The organism is Neisseria subflava (genome assembly GCF_003044935.1).
GTDB classification, from domain to species: Bacteria; Pseudomonadota; Gammaproteobacteria; order Burkholderiales; family Neisseriaceae; genus Neisseria; species Neisseria subflava_E.
Genome location: NZ_POXP01000001.1, coordinates 13,504 through 31,181 on the forward strand (window position 1 = coordinate 13,504; position 17,678 = coordinate 31,181).

At 49.0% G+C, this 17,678-nt stretch carries 14 protein-coding genes and 1 tRNA gene; 11 read left to right on the plus strand and 4 right to left on the minus strand.

Annotated elements, in window-relative coordinates:
• Nucleotides 1-52: 52 nt before the first annotated feature.
• Nucleotides 53-1,246, plus strand: coding sequence for an aromatic amino acid transaminase (locus tag DBY95_RS00080; protein ID WP_107722951.1), 1,194 nt, complete (start codon nucleotides 53-55; stop codon nucleotides 1,244-1,246).
• A 91-nt stretch (nucleotides 1,247-1,337) separates the two neighbouring features.
• Here DBY95_RS00080 and DBY95_RS00085 read toward each other — a convergent pair.
• Nucleotides 1,338-1,413 (minus strand) — tRNA-Arg (locus DBY95_RS00085).
• Between the two features lie 285 nt (nucleotides 1,414-1,698).
• Here DBY95_RS00085 and DBY95_RS00090 point away from each other — a divergent pair.
• Both DBY95_RS00090 and glmM read left to right on the plus strand, forming a co-directional pair.
• The gene (locus tag DBY95_RS00090) at nucleotides 1,699-2,565 is read left to right on the plus strand and encodes a c-type cytochrome (protein ID WP_107722952.1); all 867 of its coding nucleotides are present in this window, start codon (nucleotides 1,699-1,701) and stop codon (nucleotides 2,563-2,565) included.
• 216 nt (nucleotides 2,566-2,781) lie between these two features.
• Nucleotides 2,782-4,119 carry a phosphoglucosamine mutase gene (gene glmM / locus DBY95_RS00095; protein ID WP_004520640.1) on the plus strand — a complete coding sequence of 446 codons (1,338 nt, stop codon included), beginning with the start codon at nucleotides 2,782-2,784 and terminating at the stop codon, nucleotides 4,117-4,119.
• 76 nt (nucleotides 4,120-4,195) lie between these two features.
• On the opposite strand, the gene lolA is transcribed toward glmM, so the two are convergent.
• Nucleotides 4,196-4,816 carry an outer membrane lipoprotein chaperone LolA gene (gene lolA, locus DBY95_RS00100; protein ID WP_003682545.1) on the minus strand — a complete coding sequence of 207 codons (621 nt, stop codon included), beginning with the start codon at nucleotides 4,814-4,816 and terminating at the stop codon, nucleotides 4,196-4,198.
• Between the two features lie 289 nt (nucleotides 4,817-5,105).
• Here lolA and DBY95_RS00105 point away from each other — a divergent pair, with 289 nt between their 5' ends.
• The 4 genes from DBY95_RS00105 (at nucleotide 5,106) to DBY95_RS00120 (ending at nucleotide 8,909) form a co-directional block, all read left to right on the plus strand.
• Nucleotides 5,106-5,936 (plus strand): ferritin-like domain-containing protein, encoded by an 831-nt coding sequence (locus DBY95_RS00105; protein ID WP_107722953.1) that lies wholly within the window; start codon nucleotides 5,106-5,108, stop codon nucleotides 5,934-5,936.
• A gap of 15 nt (nucleotides 5,937-5,951) precedes the next feature.
• Nucleotides 5,952-6,896: a cation diffusion facilitator family transporter gene (locus DBY95_RS00110; RefSeq protein ID WP_107722954.1), complete on the plus strand. Its 945-nt coding sequence runs from the start codon at nucleotides 5,952-5,954 to the stop codon at nucleotides 6,894-6,896.
• Nucleotides 6,897-6,965: 69 nt separating this feature from the next.
• The gene (locus tag DBY95_RS00115) at nucleotides 6,966-7,616 is read left to right on the plus strand and encodes an HAD family hydrolase (RefSeq protein ID WP_107722955.1); all 651 of its coding nucleotides are present in this window, start codon (nucleotides 6,966-6,968) and stop codon (nucleotides 7,614-7,616) included.
• Nucleotides 7,617-7,715: 99 nt separating this feature from the next.
• The gene (locus tag DBY95_RS00120; protein WP_107722956.1) at nucleotides 7,716-8,909 is read left to right on the plus strand and encodes an amino acid aminotransferase; all 1,194 of its coding nucleotides are present in this window, start codon (nucleotides 7,716-7,718) and stop codon (nucleotides 8,907-8,909) included.
• 64 nt (nucleotides 8,910-8,973) lie between these two features.
• Here DBY95_RS00120 and DBY95_RS00125 read toward each other — a convergent pair whose 3' ends face one another.
• Nucleotides 8,974-9,387, minus strand: coding sequence for a YqaA family protein (locus DBY95_RS00125; RefSeq protein WP_036493788.1), 414 nt, complete (start codon nucleotides 9,385-9,387; stop codon nucleotides 8,974-8,976).
• A 274-nt stretch (nucleotides 9,388-9,661) separates the two neighbouring features.
• On the opposite strand from DBY95_RS00125, the gene DBY95_RS00130 reads away from it, so the two are divergent.
• From DBY95_RS00130 to nth, 4 genes are all read left to right on the plus strand, one after another.
• The gene (locus tag DBY95_RS00130) at nucleotides 9,662-10,885 is read left to right on the plus strand and encodes a sugar MFS transporter (protein WP_107722957.1); all 1,224 of its coding nucleotides are present in this window, start codon (nucleotides 9,662-9,664) and stop codon (nucleotides 10,883-10,885) included.
• A gap of 92 nt (nucleotides 10,886-10,977) precedes the next feature.
• Nucleotides 10,978-11,601 (plus strand): alpha/beta fold hydrolase, encoded by a 624-nt coding sequence (locus DBY95_RS00135; protein ID WP_107722958.1) that lies wholly within the window; start codon nucleotides 10,978-10,980, stop codon nucleotides 11,599-11,601.
• Between the two features lie 180 nt (nucleotides 11,602-11,781).
• A complete protein-coding gene (nhaC, locus tag DBY95_RS00140; RefSeq protein WP_049344642.1) occupies nucleotides 11,782-13,161 on the plus strand; it encodes a Na+/H+ antiporter NhaC in 1,380 nt (459 codons plus the stop codon).
• Between the two features lie 124 nt (nucleotides 13,162-13,285).
• Nucleotides 13,286-13,915, plus strand: a complete 630-nt coding sequence (gene nth, locus DBY95_RS00145; protein WP_049323145.1) for an endonuclease III — start codon at nucleotides 13,286-13,288, stop codon at nucleotides 13,913-13,915.
• A gap of 58 nt (nucleotides 13,916-13,973) precedes the next feature.
• Here nth and putA read toward each other — a convergent pair whose 3' ends face one another.
• The gene (putA, locus tag DBY95_RS00150; protein WP_107722959.1) at nucleotides 13,974-17,579 is read right to left on the minus strand and encodes a bifunctional proline dehydrogenase/L-glutamate gamma-semialdehyde dehydrogenase PutA; all 3,606 of its coding nucleotides are present in this window, start codon (nucleotides 17,577-17,579) and stop codon (nucleotides 13,974-13,976) included.
• Between the last annotated feature and the right edge of the window lie 99 nt (nucleotides 17,580-17,678).

The window sequence follows — 17,678 nt, forward strand, 5'->3', positions numbered from 1 at the left end:
ACCTTTTAGTGACACAATCTTCCTCATTCTGTCTAAAAACAAAGGAAGCACCATGTACCGTCATGTCGAGTATTATCCGGGTGACCCGATTTTGAGTTTGGTTGAAACCTTCAAGCGCGACGAGCGTTCTGAAAAAGTCAATTTGAGCATAGGCATTTATTTTGATGACGAAGGCAGAATGCCGGTTTTGGAATCTGTCCGCCGGGCAGAAGCAGAGCGTGCGGCCGTACCGCGACCATCGCCTTATCTGCCGATGGAAGGTTTGGACACTTATCGGAGTGCTGTTCAGCGTTTGCTGTTTGGGCAGGATAATCAGGCGCTGGCAGAAGGGCGCGTTGCAACCATACAGACTTTGGGCGGTTCGGGGGCGTTGAAAGTCGGTGCCGACTTTTTGCACCGTTGGTTCCCCGATGCAAAAGCCTATGTCAGCGATCCGACTTGGGACAACCATAAAGGCATTTTTGAAGGCGCAGGTTTTGAAGTGGGGACGTATCCTTATTACAACCCTGAAACCGTCGGCGTGAAATTTGAAGAAATGACTGCGTTTTTCAAAACATTGCCGGAAAACAGTATCTTGATTTTGCACCCTTGCTGTCAAAACCCGACTGGCGTCGATATGTCGCAAGCGCAATGGGATGAAGTGTTGGATATTATCAAAACGCACAAGCTGATTCTGTTTATGGATATTGCCTATCAAGGTTTCGGCGAGGATTTGGACAGCGATGCTTATGCGATTCGTAAAGCCGTCGAAATGGGACTGCCTTTGTTTGTCAGCAACTCTTTCTCGAAAAACCTGTCGCTGTACGGCGAGCGCGTCGGCGGTTTGAGCGTAGTGTGTCCTAATAAGGAAGAAGCAGAGCTGGTGTTCGGACAGTTGAAATTTACCGTCCGCCGCATTTATTCCAGCCCTGCCGCGCATGGTGCATACATCGCTTCTGATGTGATGAACAGCAATGATTTGCGTGCTTTATGGGAAAACGAGGTTTACGCCATGCGCGACCGCATCCGTGCCATGCGTCAGAAACTTTATGATGTTTTGACGACCAAAATCCCCAATCGCGATTTCAGCTATTTCATCAAACAGCGCGGCATGTTCAGCTATACAGGCCTGACCATAGAGCAGGTACACCGCCTGCGTGACGAGTTTGCCGTTTATCTGCTGGATTCAGGCAGGATGTGTGTGGCAGGATTGAATGCATCGAATATCGATTATGTGGCGGAAGCATTTGCCAAAGTGTTGCAATAGCCGTTCAATCTGAAATTGAATGTAGTTTTATTTGAAGTAAATCAAAAGGCCGTCTGAAAAATTTTCATCTTTCAGACGGCCTATTTATAATTGGCGCACCCAACAGGGATCGAACCTGTGACCTCCAGCTTCGGAAACTGACACTCTTCCAACTGAGCTATGGGTGCGAAAGCCGTAAGGTTAACGCATATTGGCTTTATTGGCAAAGTTTATCTTGAAAGTGTCTGAAAGTGGCATTGGCGGTCACTTTTTTGCATAGCTGGAATAATCAATTAACTACAAAGGCTTAGCAGAATTTAGATGGCCTTTTGAGGATTTTTGCGTATCTTTTTCTCAAGATGGATTGGAAAGCCTTTGCGAATTCAGTATAATCCAGCAAAATATTGTTAACTGCGTTTAACACATAAACTATAACTTACAGCACAACCTAACCTAACGGCGAGGCCTACCAAATGAAACAACTCCGCGACCACAAAGCCCAAGGCTCTGCATTGTTCACCCTTGTGAGCGGTATCGTTATTGTTATTGCAGTGATTTACTTCCTGATCAAACTGGCGGGAAGCGGTTCATTCGGCGATGTTGCCGAAACAACCGAAGCTGCGACTCAAACCCGTATCCAGCCAGTCGGCCAACTGAAATTGGGCGATGGTATTCCAGTCGGCGAGCGTCAAGGCGATCAGATTTTCAACAAAATCTGTATTCAATGTCACGCGGCGGACAGCATCGTCCCCAAAGCGCCTAAATTTGAAAACAAAGGCGATTGGGCACCTCGCATTGCCCAAGGTTTCGATACCTTGTTCCAACACGCTCTGAACGGTTTCAACGCAATGCCTGCCAAAGGCGGTGCAGCTGATTTGACCGATCAAGAATTGAAGCGCGTCATTACTTACATGGCCAACAAAGCCGGCGGTACTTTCCCTGATCCTGATGCCGCAGCTCCTGCCGATGCAGCCGCTTCCGGTGAAGCCGCTTCAGCTCCGGCGGCTGAGGGTGCGGCTCCTGCAGAAGCCCCTAAAGCAGATGCGGCCAAAGCAGATGACAAAGGTGCGGCAGCTCCAGCAGCCGGTGGCGCGGACGGCAAAAAAGTTTACGAAGCCAACTGCCAAGCATGTCACGGCGGTGCGGTTCCCGGTGTTCCTCATGTAGGTAAAAAAGAAGACTGGGCTCCTCGTATCAAACAAGGTAAAGACACCCTGCACAAACATGCAATCGAAGGCTTTAACGCAATGCCTGCCAAAGGCGGTAACGGTAGCCTGAGCGATGATGAAGTGAAAGCTGCAGTTGATTACATGGCTAATCAGTCTGGTGCTAAATTCTAAGATTTGATTTTGAATCTCGAATAGAAGGCGCATTCTGCAAAAGGATGCGCTTTTTTCGTGCAGGAAATCCGGATCTTGCTATAATACTGAAGTAGTAAATTATTCTCATGATCAAGGGGCGTCTGAAAGATTCAGACGGCCTTCGAATACAATCAAGATTCTTTTAAAGAAGTTCAACAATATTCACATACGACAAAACAATCACGGAGTTATCTCATGGCAAAAAAATATTTCGGTACTGACGGTGTACGCGGCGAAGTCGGTCAGTTTCCTATCAATCCTGATTTTGTCCTGAAATTAGGCTATGCGGCAGGTCAGGTTTTGGTGCAGCACGAAGGCGAAATCAAACCAACCGTCTTGATCGGTAAAGACACGCGTATTTCAGGCTATATGCTGGAAGCTGCGCTGATTGCCGGTTTTACCGCCGCCGGTGTCAATGTTATTCAAACCGGCCCTCTGCCGACTCCGGGTGTAGCGTATTTGACCCGCGCTTTGCGTTTGTCTGCCGGTGTGATGATTTCTGCTTCCCACAATGTTTATTCCGACAACGGCATTAAATTTTTTGCCGAAGGCGGTGTGAAGCTGAGCGATGAAATCGAGTTGGAAATCGAAGCCAAAATCGATGAGGAAATGAAAACCCAGCCGTCCAGCCGTCTTGGCCGTGCGCGCCGGATTAATGGTGCGGATGATCGCTATATCGAGTTCTGTAAATCCACTTTCCCAAGCCATTTGGACTTGCGCGGTCTGAAATTGGTGGTCGATACCGCCAATGGTGCGGGCTATGCAGTTGCGCCTAAAGTATTCCACGAATTGGGTGCGCAAGTAGTAAGCATCGGTGATGAGCCAAACGGCTACAACATCAATGAGAAATGTGGTGCGACCCATCCGAAAGCTTTGCAAGCGGCTGTGTTGCAAAATGAAGCCGATTACGGCATTGCCTTGGATGGCGATGGCGACCGTTTGATGATGGTTGACCGCAATGGCAAAGTGTATGACGGCGACAGCCTGATTTATGTGATTGCCAAAGCACGTGCGCACGAAGGCGTGGAAATCGGCGGCGTAGTGGGTACAGTGATGACCAATATGGCGATGGAAGTTGCTTTAAAAGAGCAGGGCGTTGACTTCTGCCGCGCCAAAGTGGGCGACCGCTATGTGTTGGAACAGCTTCATCAACGCGGTTGGCTGATTGGCGGCGAAGCCAGCGGCCATATTTTGTGTATGGACAAACACAATACCGGCGACGGCATCATTTCTGCGCTGCAAGTTTTGGCTGCACTGCAAACCTTGAATCAAGACCTTGCCACCGTTTGCGCCGATTGGCAGCCGTATCCGCAAACCATGATCAACGTCCGCATCAAAAAAGGTCAAAACTGGCAGGACGCTTCCAAAGAGGCTTTGGCTGAAGTGGAAAAAGAACTCGAAGGTAAAGGCCGCGTGGTCTTGCGTGCATCCGGTACTGAGCCTGTCGTGCGCGTGATGGTGGAAGCCAAGCAGGCAGACTGGGCGAAAAAAGGCGCAGAAAAAATTGCCGCTGCCATTCAAGGTCAAAAGTAACAGTGTGTTTGATATTGAATTGAACTAAATAAAAGGCCGTCTGTTGTTCAGACGGCCTTTGTGTTTTATTGGAAGCTTAGTTGCTCAAGACATCAACGCCTTTAGGAGGCGTAAATTTGAACATACCGCTGGAAAGGTTAGGCTTGGTGTTCAAACCGCTGAAGCTGATGCTGGTTTGGTTGCCGAAGCTGTCTTTCAGCTGCATGGCGGCGAGGTTGTCGCCTTTGAAGCCGATGCGGATGTATTGGTAGCCGGCGTTGTTTTTCTTAGGCGTAGCCAAAACGTAGTCGATACCGTTGGCAGAACCGTCTTCTTTCAGCGTGTAGCTGCTGTCCAATGCTGTTTTGTTGGAAAGGATGGCGGCAGGGCTATCACCGATGGTTTGGTCTTGTGAGGACTTGGTTACTTGCGCCAAATCTACGTCATAGAGCCAAATGGTTTTGCCGTCGCCAACGATGGTTTGTTTGTAGGGTTTGGTGTATTCCCATTTGAACAAGCCAGGGCGCAGGATTTTGAATGTACCGTGTGTGGTTTGGGTTTTCTTTTTGCTGTGAACGGTTTGGCTGAAGTTGCCGCTGATACCGTCAGCGTCATTATTGAATTTTTTCAGGGCATCCACTGCGCCGGCTTGTGCAAAGCCGATGGCTGAAGAAAGCAGCGCGGCAGCGGTCAGGGTGAACAGTCGGGTAGTTTTCATGTTTTGGTTCCTTGTTCGGAGAGATGGGTTCAGTATAGACGTTATGGTGTAACAGGCAAGGGGCTGAATGGAGGGTTTAATTTGTGTAAATATGAAAAATCCAATCAAGTGACTGAAATAATTTCATTTCTTCAGACGGCCTGCATTTGGTTTTGACGTTTTTTTAATGAAGCACACGATGGTTTGGTGTGGTATTTAATGTCATTTTACGGAAAGCGTGAAATTATAGTCTTTCTGTTTGCTTTTTAAAACGGTTATAATATTTATCTTTTTAAAACAATGGTTTTGTATGTATCTGAATCCTTATCCTTTATTGGAACAGGCTTTGCTGTCGGACAATCCGGATGAAAAGGGAAGGTTGACGCAGGCCTTGTTTGCGCATTTGGGCAAGGCGGAAGGTTTGACGGTTGATGAGTCGCAACCCGTGGATTGCCGTTTTGCCGGTCATCCGTTACGTCCGTGTTTGGTTGCGCCTTCGGAAGTTACGCCGCGCAAGATGAATACGGTCGAAGGCTATGCGGCCATGTTGCATGCGATTGCGCACATTGAATTTAATGCGATTAATCTGGCTTTGGATGCGGCGTATCGTTTTCGCAATATGCCGTTTCAGTTTGTACGCGATTGGGTAAGGGTGGCGAAAGAAGAAGTGTTTCACTTCGGCTTGATGCGTGGCCGTCTGAACAGTTTGGGCTACGATTACGGCGATTTTGAAGCGCACGGGCATTTGTGGGATATGGCGTATAAAACTGCTTACGATCCCTTATTGCGCATGGCTTTGGTGCCGCGGGTGTTGGAAGCGCGCGGTTTGGATGTCACGCCGGGTATTCGTGCAAAAGTGGCACAGCGCGGCGATGTGGAAACCTGCGATGTGTTGGATATTATTTATCGCGATGAAGTGGGGCATGTCGCCATCGGCAATCATTGGTATCAGCATCTTTGCCGTGAGCGCGGTCTGGAACCGGTTGCACTGTTCCGCAGCCTGATTGCGCGTTACGATATGTTTATCTTCCGCGGCTACGTCAATATCGAAGCACGGGAACGTGCAGGATTCAGCCGTTTCGAGCTGGATATGTTGGAAGATTTTGAGAAAAGTTTGAAACAGGATAAAAAGGCCGTCTGAAACGGTAAAATCATCATGGCACATCATCACAATCATTCGCACGCGCACACGCATACCGCCAACAAGCAGGTATTGCGCATTTCATTTTTCGTCATTGCCGGATTTATGCTGGTTGAGGCGGTTGGCGGCTGGCTGACCAACTCTTTGGCCCTGCTTTCTGATGCGGGGCATATGTTCAGCGATGCGTTTTCGCTGGGCGTGGCATTGTGGGCATTCAAACTTGGCGAGAAACAGACTACGCTGCAAAAGACATTCGGTTACAAGCGTTTTGAAATTTTGACGGCGATGTTTAACGGATTGTCGCTGGTGTTGATTGCGGCGATGATTTTTTATGAAGCAGTTAAACGATTGTTTTATCCGCCGGAAATTTTGACAGGCGGCATGTTGGTGGTCAGTATCATCGGTTTGCTGGTCAACATCGGCGTCGCCGTTTATATATTGAAGAATGGCGATACCGAAGAAAACGTCAATATGCGCGGCGCGTATCTGCATGTAATCAGCGATTTGTTCGGCTCGATAGGGGCGATTGTAGCAGCGGTACTGATGATGGCGTATGGCTGGCAATGGGCGGATACGGTTGCCAGCGTATTGGTGGCGGCTTTGGTAGGGCGCAGCGGCTGGAAGCTGTTTAAACAGACTTTGCACATTTTGATGGAAGGCGCGCCGGAAAACATCCATACCGATGAGTTGCTCAGCGTTATCCGCAATACGGAAGGCGTAAAATCCGTTCACGACTTGCATGTTTGGACAATTACCAGCAATATCCACGTTTTATCCTGTCATATTGTTGTAGATGGCAACATGAAGGTTGCAGAGTCCGAACAAATTGTCTACCGCATTGAACATGAATTGGGGCATCACAACATCGGGCATTGTACGATTCAGATTGAAAGCGAACAGCATCCGCATAAAGATGAAGTTTTGTGTTCGCAGGAAATGCACGAACACCATCACCATTAACCATATTCAGGCCGTCTGAAACTTGTTGAATTGTTCAGACGGCCTTCTAAAATCATCAAAGGAATACTTATGACTCAAGCCGTATTATTCGACCTTGACGGCACGCTTGCCGATACAGCACTTGATTTGGGAGGGGTGCTCAACACGGTATTGCGTCGACACGGATTGCCAGAAAAAAGCATGGATGAAATCCGTCCGCAGGCCAGCCACGGTGCGAGCGGTTTGCTCAAACTTGGTGCAGACATTACGCCCGACCATCAGGACTATATGCAATGGCGCAAAGAGTTTTTGGACGAATACAGCCGCTGCTATGCCGACCAAACCATCTTGTTCGACGGCGTAAACGAAATGCTGGAAGCCTTAGTTCAACGCGGTATCCAATGGGGCATTATCACCAACAAGCCTATGCGCTTTACCGATGTCCTCGTGCCTAAGCTCGGGTTTGCCGTGCCTCCCGCCGTGATTGTCAGCGGCGATACTTGCGATGAACCCAAACCCAGCGTGAAGCCTATGTTTTATGCATGCGAACAGATTGGTGTTGAGGCGCAGCGATGCTTTTATGTCGGCGATGCAGAGCGCGATATGCAGGCAGGCAAAAATGCAGACATGACAACCGTGCTTGCCGATTGGGGCTATATTTCTGCCGAAGACCAAACTGAAAACTGGCTTGCCGATTTCCGTATTTCCACGCCTTTGGATTTGTTGGCAATCTTGCGTTAAAACCCTGTAATAATCCGTTTTCAGACGGCCTGAAACGGCGTAAAATCGTACTAAGTTTGTATTTTTTTAACCGTTTTACTACTTGTAAAGAGAAAAATCATGTTCTTCAAGCATATCGAAGCAGCTCCTGCTGATCCGATTTTAGGTTTGGGTGAAGCGTTTAAAGCCGAAACCCGTCCCGAAAAAGTCAATCTCGGCATCGGCGTGTACAAAGACGCATCCGGCGCGACGCCTATTGTCAAAGCCGTCAAAGAGGCTGAAAAACGCCTGTTGGAAAGCGAAACAACCAAAAACTACCTGACCATCGACGGAGTTACTGACTATAACGAGCAAACCCAAATTCTGCTGTTTGGCAAAGACCACGAAATTATCGCCAGCCGTCGCGCCAGAACAGCGCAAAGCCTTGGCGGTACAGGCGCATTACGTATTGCGGCCGAATTTGTCAAACGCCAGTTGAACGCGCAAACCATCTGGATTTCCAATCCGACTTGGCCAAACCACAACGCCATCGCCAAAGCGGTCGGTATCCAAGATAAACCTTATCGTTACTATGATGCCGCCAAACACGGTTTGGATTGGGACGGTATGATTGAAGATTTGAGCCAAGCGCAAAAAGGCGACATCGTCCTGCTGCACGGCTGTTGCCACAACCCTACCGGCATTGACCCTACGCCCGAACAATGGGAAACTTTGGCAAAACTTTCTGCCGAAAAAGGCTGGTTGCCACTGTTTGATTTTGCCTACCAAGGCTTCGGCAATGGCTTGGAAGAAGATGCCTACGGCTTGCGCGTGTTCTTGAAACACAATACAGAATTGCTGATTGCCAGTTCTTATTCTAAAAACTTCGGTATGTACAACGAGCGCGTCGGTGCGTTCACTTTGGTAGCCGAAGATGAAGAAACAGCAGCCCGCGCCCACAGCCAAGTCAAAACCATCATCCGTACCTTGTATTCCAACCCGGCTTCACACGGCGCGAACACCATTGCGCTGGTGTTGAAAAATGATGATTTGAAAGCACAATGGATTGCCGAACTCGATGAAATGCGCGGCCGCATCAAAGCCATGCGTCAAAAATTTGTCGAGTTGCTCAAGGCTAAAGGTGCTAGCCAAGACTTTGATTTCATTATCGAACAAAACGGTATGTTCTCTTTCAGCGGCTTGACTCCCGAACAAGTTGACCGTTTGAAAAACGAGTTTGCCATTTATGCCGTCCGCTCCGGCCGCATTAATGTTGCAGGTATTACCGATGACAACATCGACTACCTGTGCGAAAGCATTGTGAAAGTCTTGTAATTGTCGAATTAAAGGCAAAGGCCGTCTGAATCATTCAGACGGCCTTTATTTTTGACTTGTAAGCTTATCCGGCAACTGCGTTCATTCCCCAATAAATCATGGCATAGCGCAGCAGTTTGCCTGTAATCAGAATGATGGCGCAATGCAAAGCATTGAGCCTGAGCCAGCCTGCGGCAAGGGGGAGTGCATCGCCGATAATCGGCAACCATGCGAACAATAGCGGCCAAATCCCCCATCTTTGTATACGCGCCAATACTTTTTCAGACGGCCTTTTCTTGGCCGGAAACATTCTGCCCATGTAATACGAAACCATACTGCCCAAGCCATTCGCCAAACCGGCACACAAACATGCGCCGAGGGCATGTTGCGGATATTGGTACACAAATGCGGCGTATGCCGCCTCGGATGTACCCGGAAGTAGTGTGGCTGAAGTGAAAGCAGAAGCAATCAGGGCAAGGTAAGCGTAAAGAGGGGGCATGTTTTGAGTTGCATCAAGTGATATTGTAAAAAAGAAATAATAGGTTTAATAAGAGGATTATGCCTTTATTTTTTAATCTAATAAAAGATAAATCCAATATTATTGAAATTTTTAAAATTAAACGACTGAAGGATAATGTAGTCGGCTGTTAGAAAATAGTTTTCAAAGTGACGGATTATCAGTATGATACGGGCGGCTGTTAATGGGTGTTAAGTTTAATGAACTGATTCAAGCTCATTTTTCCAGCAAATCTTAACAAAACGAAAGGCAAATCATGTCTGCGCATTCACAACAAAATCATACTCCTGCACTGGTTGTCCTAACCACACTCTTTTTCATGATGGGTTTCATTACCTGCATGAACGATATTTTGATTCCGCATTTGAAAGATATTTTCGACCTAACTTATGTTCAGGCGATGCTGATTCAATTCTGTTTCTTTACCGCTTATGCGATTATGTCGATTCCGATGGGCTATTTGGTCGGCAAAATCGGCTATAAAAACGGCGTGATTAGCGGCTTCGTATTGACCGCCATCGGCTGTCTGCTCTTCTATCCTGCAGCCGGTAGTCATTCTTATGCAACTTTTTTGGGTGCATTGTTTATTTTGGCTTCAGGTGTAACCCTGTTGCAAGTAGCGGGTAACCCTTATGTGACTTTGCTGTCCAAACCGGGTAAAGAATCTGCAACACTGACTTTGGTTCAGGCATTTAACTCTTTGGGTACGACCATTGCTCCGCAAATCGGCGCATTCCTGATTTTGGCTGATGCAACACAAACTGTCAGCAAAGCCGAGCAAATTTCTTCTGTTCAAATTCCATATTTAGGTTTGGCCGGTCTGCTGATTATTTTGGCTGTATTCGTCAAAATGATTCGTCTGCCTAACGCAAACAAAATTGCTGAAGAAGAGAGCGAACACAACCATGATGGCAAACACAGCGTATGGCAATACCGTCATTTGGTTTTTGGTGCGGCCGGTATTTTCTGTTATGTCGGTGCGGAAGTATCCATCGGTTCTTTATTGGTCAGCGTGTTGGGCTATCTGAAAGGTTTGGATCACGCATCTGCCGCGAAATATTTGTCGTTCTACTGGGGCGGTGCAATGGTCGGTCGCTTCTTAGGCTCTGCTATCATGGCAAAAATTGCGCCTAACCGCTATTTGGCATTTAACGCTACTGCTGCTGTTGCCTTGTTGGGCGTTGCTATGTTGGCAGGTAAAGCCAGTGCAGATGTTGCAATGTGGGCATTGTTGGCCATCGGCTTCTTCAATTCGATCATGTTCCCAACCATTTTCTCTTTGGCAACCAAAGGTCTGGGTCGATTTACCAGCAGCGCTTCCGGCGTATTGTGTACTGCGATTGTCGGCGGTGCGGTTGTGCCTGTGGTACAAGGTTGGGCAGCGGATACTTACGGTTTGATGATTTCTTTCGTTGTATCAGCGATTTGTTATGTCTATATCGTCTTCTTTGCTATAAAAGGCTACAAAGCTGATGAATAATCTATCCTGATAACAGGCCGTCTGAAACCTTATGGGATTTCAGACGGCCTTTTTACTTTGTGGCATAATGATTTAAATGACAGGAGGAAAAAATGGCCAAAATCATTTTGCTGCATGGCTTGCACATGCATTCGTGGGTCATGAGACCGCTGGCGTATTTGCTGGAACAAGAAGGTTTTGAAGTTGTGCTGTTCGATTATTGCAGTGTGTTGCACTCAATGAATCGGCATGTTGAGGACTTGGCGCGATGGATTGATGAGAACCATGCTGATGAAACGCTGCACTTTGTCGGCCATAGTTTGGGCGGGTTGGTCTTACGCAATTTTGCAGCGGCATATCCGGATAAAGTCAGCGGCCGTATCGTTACCATGGGTACGCCGCATCAAGGCAGCCGTGCCGCGCAACGTGTGCTCAATTTGGGTTTGCAAAAGCCGGTATTGGGCGGCTCTTACAAAGGGGCATTGGACGGCAGTATGCCTGAGTTGCCAGAGGGTGTTGAGCTGGGCAGTATCGCCGGTAACAAACCGTATGGTCTGGGCCGTGTTTTAGGTTTGCATGGCGAACATGATGGTACGGTTTTGGTCAGCGAAACGCATTGTCCGAATATGCGCGATCATGTCGTTTTACCTGTCAGCCATAGCGGTATGCTGTTCAACCGTAAAACGGTCGAACAAGTAGTGGCATTTTTACATGATGGACGTTTTAAAAAGCAATAAAATTCCATTTATTTTAATTAAAAAATATTTTATTTTAAATAATTCGTTTATTTTAAAGAAAATGGCAAGGATTTGTGAGCGTTGTTTTCGTAAAATAATCAACAGGCCGTCTGAAACCGGTTTTTCAGACGGCCTGTTATGCTAAAATCTGTTAAATACTTATTAAAAAGGCAAAGAACAATGTTTGCTTTCAAATCCTTACTTAATATGCCGCGCTTTGAGGCCATCGCTGTGGCCTTGGCTTTGGTGGCGGCAATGGGTTATACGATTATTTCGCTTGAATGGCTGCCGCATATGTCGATTGTGACGGCGATCGTGGTCTTGCTTTTGTACGGTTTGATGCGTGGCTTGAAATATCAAGACATGCAAAACGGTATGATCGGCGCGGTCGGGCAGGGCATGGGCGCGATTTATCTGTTTTTCTTTATCGGCCTGATGGTCAGCGCGCTGATGATGAGTGGTGCGATTCCGACGCTGATGTATTACGGTTTCGGATTGATTTCGCCGACTTATTTTTATTTCTCGGCGTTTGCGCTTTGCTCGATCATCGGTATTTCCATCGGCAGTAGTTTGACGACTTGTGCGACTGTCGGCGTGGCATTTATGGGTATGGCTGCTGCGTTTCATGCCGATATGGCGATGACGGCAGGTGCGATTGTGTCGGGTGCGTTCTTTGGCGATAAAATGTCGCCACTTTCCGATACGACCGGTATTTCCGCTTCGATTGTTGGCATTGATTTGTTCGAACACATCAAAAATATGATGTACACCACTGTGCCTGCGTGGTTGATCAGTGCGGCATTGATGTTGTGGCTCTTGCCCAATGTTGCCGCGCATGACATGAATAGCGTCGAGGCTTTCCGCGCGCAATTGGAAGCAACCGGTTTGGTGCATGCCTACTCGCTGATTCCGTTTGCTTTATTGGTTGTCCTCGCCCTGATGCGCGTCAATGCCATTGTGGCCATGTTGTTTACCGTTGTGGTGGCGCTGATTGTGACTTACTTCCACAGTACGCCTGATTTGAAACAGCTGGGCGCGTGGTTTTACAGCGGATACAAACTTGAAGGCGAAGCATTCAAAGACATTGCCCGCTTGATTTCGCGCGGTGGCTTAGAAAGCATGTTCTTTACGCAAACCATCGTGATACTCGGCATGAGCTTGGGCGGCCTGTTGTTCAGCATTGGTGTGATTCCGTCTTTGCTGGAAGCCATTCGTGCGTTCCTGACCAATGCCGGACGCGCTACTTTCAGCGTGGCCATGACATCGGTCGGCGTCAACTTCCTGATTGGCGAACAATATTTAAGTATCCTGCTTTCCGGCGAAACCTTTAAGCCGGTATATGACAAACTCGGCCTGCATTCGCGCAACCTTGCCCGTACGCTGGAAGATGCGGGTACGGTCATCAACCCGTTGGTGCCTTGGAGCGTCTGCGGCGTATTCATCAGCCATGCCTTGGGTGTGCCTGTTTGGGAATATCTGCCTTATGCCTTCTTCTGCTACTTGAGTTTGGCTCTGACGCTGGTGTTTGGCTGGACAGGGTTGACTTTGAGTAAAAAATAAACAGTAGGCTGTTTGATAATCAGGCCGTCTGAAAACAATTTCAGACGGCCTTGTTTTACTTGAAGTAGCCGTATCAACATGATTTCACTATAATTGCTGCGCCAATAAAAAAATAATCCAAACAATGAACAAACAAATCCGCCAAGAAATTTTCGAGCGTTTCCGCGCTGCCAATCCTCATCCGACTACCGAGTTGAATTTCAGCTCGCCGTTTGAGCTGCTTATCGCCGTTTTATTGTCTGCGCAAGCAACTGATGTCGGCGTGAACAAAGCGACTGCCAAACTTTTTCCCGTTGCCAATACGCCGCAAGCTATGTTGGATTTGGGGTTGGACGGCGTGATGGAATACACCAAAACCATAGGCCTCTACAAAACCAAATCCAAACACATCATGCAGACATGCCGTATTTTGCTGGAGAAATACAACGGCGAAGTACCTGCTGACCGAGAGGCTTTGGAATCTTTGCCCGGTGTTGGCCGAAAAACCGCCAATGTGGTGTTGAACACTGCATTCGGGCAACCTGTTATGGCGGTCGATACCCATATTTTCCGTGTGGCCAACCGCACCAAAATCGCGCCCGGCAAGGATGTGCGCGAAGTTGAAGACAAGCTGATGCGCTTTATTCCCAAAGAATTTTTGATGGATGCCCATCATTGGTTGATTTTGCACGGCCGTTATACATGTAAGGCTTTGAAACCGCAATGCAGCAAATGTTTGATTAATGATTTGTGCGAATATCCGGCAAAAATGTAAATAAAAACAGATAAAAAAAGGCCGTCTGAATTTCAGACGGCCTTTGATTTGGCTACGATTAGTCGGCAACTGCCATCAGGCTGGCGTTACCACCGGCAGCGGTAGTATTGATACTGCAAGAAATTTCTTCAAATACTTGCAGGATGTCCAGACCTTGTTCGGAAGGCAGGATGCGGATGAGCGCACCGTCGCGGCCGGCCAACTCTTGTTTGCGCTCGCTGCTCAAAGGCTCGATAGCGGCAACATGGCTGATGCCTGCGTTTTCAGGTTTGCTGTTGACTTGCAACAAACCGTCCAAATCGGCTGAGTAGGAAGCCAACGGGCTGTTAGGCTCAACAACGGTTTGGATGCCTGCGGCTGCCAGCTCGGTCAGGGCAGAGAAGGCTTGCAGCAGATTGCCGCCATGTACCCAAACACGTTTTGGAGAGCGCCAGCTCAATGAGTTGCGTTCGCCGGTCGGACCGACCAATACGGTTTCGGCTTTGCGCAGGGTACGGACGCGGGCGTGACCCAAAGCTGCGGCTGCGGCTTTTTTCTCTTCTGCGTTAAACGGCAGTTTGTGAACCAGGGTTTCCAAACGTTTGAGTGCGTCTTCGTCTGCTTGACCGATTCGGCTGAGGGTTGGGGCAACCCATTCAGGAGTACGAACCAGGCGTTGCAGATAGAATGAACCGCCTGCTTTTGGACCGGTACCGGACAAGCCGTGACCGCCGAAAGGTTGTACGCCGACAACAGCACCAACGATGTTGCGGTTAACGTAGATGTTACCGGCTTCGATGCGGTCGCGGATATGGTCGACAGTGCCTTCGATACGGCTGTGTACACCGCTGGTCAGAGCATAGCCTTTGGCGTTGATTTGGTCGATGAGTTGATCCAATTCGCTGGCGCGGTAGCGGACAACGTGCAGTACAGGACCGAACACTTCGCGTTGCAACTCGTTCAGGTTATTCAATTCAAACAGGATTGGACGAACGAAGGTAGAGTTGTTGTCATCAACGTCGGCGGCAGTTTTGATTTCGTGGTAAGCCTTTGCTACGCCTTTCATTTTGTTGATGTGGGCCAACAGGTTTTGTTGGGCTTCAGCATCGATGACAGGGCCGATGTCTGTGGTCAGTTGGGTCGGTTTGCCGACAACCAGCTCGTCCATTGCGCCTTTGATGATGTTGATCATTTTATCGGCAACATCTTCTTGAACACACAAGATACGCAGGGCGGAACAACGTTGGCCCGCGCTGTCGAAGGCAGAGTTCAATACGTCGAGGCAGACTTGTTCCGGCAGGGCGGTAGAGTCCACGATCATCGCGTTTTGACCGCCGGTCTCGGCAATCAGGACAGGGCTGTCGTCGCGTTTGGACAGGGCTTTGTTGATCAGGCGCGCTACTTCGGTAGAACCGGTAAAGATCACGCCGCCGATGCGGGCATCGCCGGTCAGGGCAGAGCCGACATCGCCTGCGCCGAGTACGAGTTGCAGCGCAGAAGTCGGAATACCAGCTTGATGCATCAGGGAAACTGCGTAAGTAGCAATCAGGCTGGTTTGTTCGGCAGGTTTGGCGATAACGGTGTTACCGGCTGCCAATGCAGAAACCACTTCGCCGGTAAAGATGGCCAATGGGAAGTTCCATGGGCTGATGGCAACGATTGCGCCGACAGCTTTGGCATCTTTAGGCAGGGTGTTCTCAGCTTCGTTGGCATAGTAGCGGCAGAAGTCAACGGCTTCGCGTACTTCGGCAACGGCGTTGTTCAGGGTTTTACCGGCTTCGCGGACGGCCAGCATCATCAATGCAGGCGTGTGTTGTTCCAACAAATCGGCAAAACGGCGCAGGCAGTCGGCGCGTTCTGAAGCAGGTTTGGCGCTCCACTCCGGCAGGGCGGCAACGGCTGCACCAATAGCTTCTTGAGCCAAGGCTGCATCGGCAAAGCTGACAGTGCCGACAACATCGTTGTGGTCTGCAGGGTTGCGGACGGGTTGAGCTTCGCCCACGTTACGCGCTTCGCCATTGACGATAGAAGCGGCGTGGAAGTCTTCGGAAGAAGCTTGGTTGAGTTTTTCTTGCAGGTTTTGCAATACGTTTTCGTTGCTGAAATCGACGCCTTGGGAGTTCAGACGGTTTTTGCCATACAAATCGCGCGGCAGAGGCAATGCCGGATGCAGGTGGATGCCTTGTTCGGCGATGGTGTCGAACGGGCTCTTAATCAGGCGGTCGATGCTGATGTTTTCGTCAACGATTTGGTTCACGAAAGAAGAGTTCGCACCGTTTTCCAACAGACGGCGTACCAAGTAGGCAAGCAGGGTTTCGTGTGTGCCGACCGGGGCATACACGCGTACGCGGCGGCCTAAGTTTTGCGGGCCGACCACTTGGTCGTACAGGGTTTCGCCCATGCCGTGCAGACATTGGTGTTCGAAGTCTTTGCCTTTACCCATTTGGTAGATTGCGCCCAAAGTATAGGCGTTGTGGGTGGCAAATTGTGGGAACACGGCATCTTGCGCATCCAAGAGTTTGCGTGCGCAGGCGAGGTAGGAGATGTCGGTGTGGACTTTACGGGTGTAAGTCGGATAGCCTTCCATGCCGTCTACTTGAGCCCATTTCACTTCGCTGTCCCAGTATGCGCCTTTCACCAAACGGATCATCAGTTTTTGGTTGTTGCGGCGTGCCAGGTCGATCAGATAGTCGATAACGAACGGGCAACGTTTTTGGTAGGCTTGAACAACGAAACCGATACCTTTGTAGCCGGCCAAGTCAGGATCGGAAACCAAAGCTTCCATCAAGTCCAAAGACAATTCGAGACGGTTAGCTTCTTCGGCATCGATGTTGATACCGATATCGTATTTTTTACCCAAAAGGAACAATTCTTTCAGGCGTGGCAACAATTCGCTCATAACGCGTTCGTGTTGGGCGCGTGAGTAGCGTGGGTGGATGGCGGAAAGTTTAACGGAGATACCGTTGCCTTCGTAAACGCCTTGGCCTGCGGCATCTTTACCGATGGCGTGAATGGCTTGAACGTAGTCGTTGTAGTAGCGGTTGGCATCTTCTTCGGTGTATGCGGCTTCACCCAACATATCGAAAGAGAAGCGGTAACCCATTTTCTCGCGCTCTTTACCGTTTTGCAGCGCTTCTTCAATGGTTTGGCCGGTTACGAACTGTTTGCCCAACAGGCGCATGGCGTAGTTCACACCTTGACGGATCAGAGGCGCGCCGCCTTTGCTGATCAGACGGCTCAATGCGGAACTCATCTGTTTGTCGTTTGTCGCGGTCAGTTTGCCGGTAATCAGCAGACCCCATGCGGCCGCGTTAACGAAGAGGGAAGGGCTGTTGTTCAAGTGGCTTTTCCAGTTGCCTTCGGAGATTTTGTCGGCAATCAGGCGGTCGCGGGTTGCATTGTCCGGAATACGCAGCAAGGCTTCGGCCAGACACATCAGTGCAACACCTTCTTCACTGGAGAGAGAGAATTCGTGCATCAAGGCATCTACGCCGCTTGCTTTGGTGCGGCTGGAGCGGACTTGGGTAACCAAACGACGGGCAAGCTCGGAGGCGGCATTGCGCTCTTCGTCGGTCATCTGTGCACGTTGCAACATATCCTGAACAGCCTCGATTTCATCGCGGCGGTAGGCATCAGTTACAGCTTGACGCAGAGGAGTTTGTGTTGGAAAAGCGAAGTTAAACATTATTTATGTTCTCCAAAGGTTTTTTCATGGTTTCAGACGGCCTGAATTAAGACTGACAAAACAAGCATTCTGAAGGATAGTAATATCGTAATAAAATTA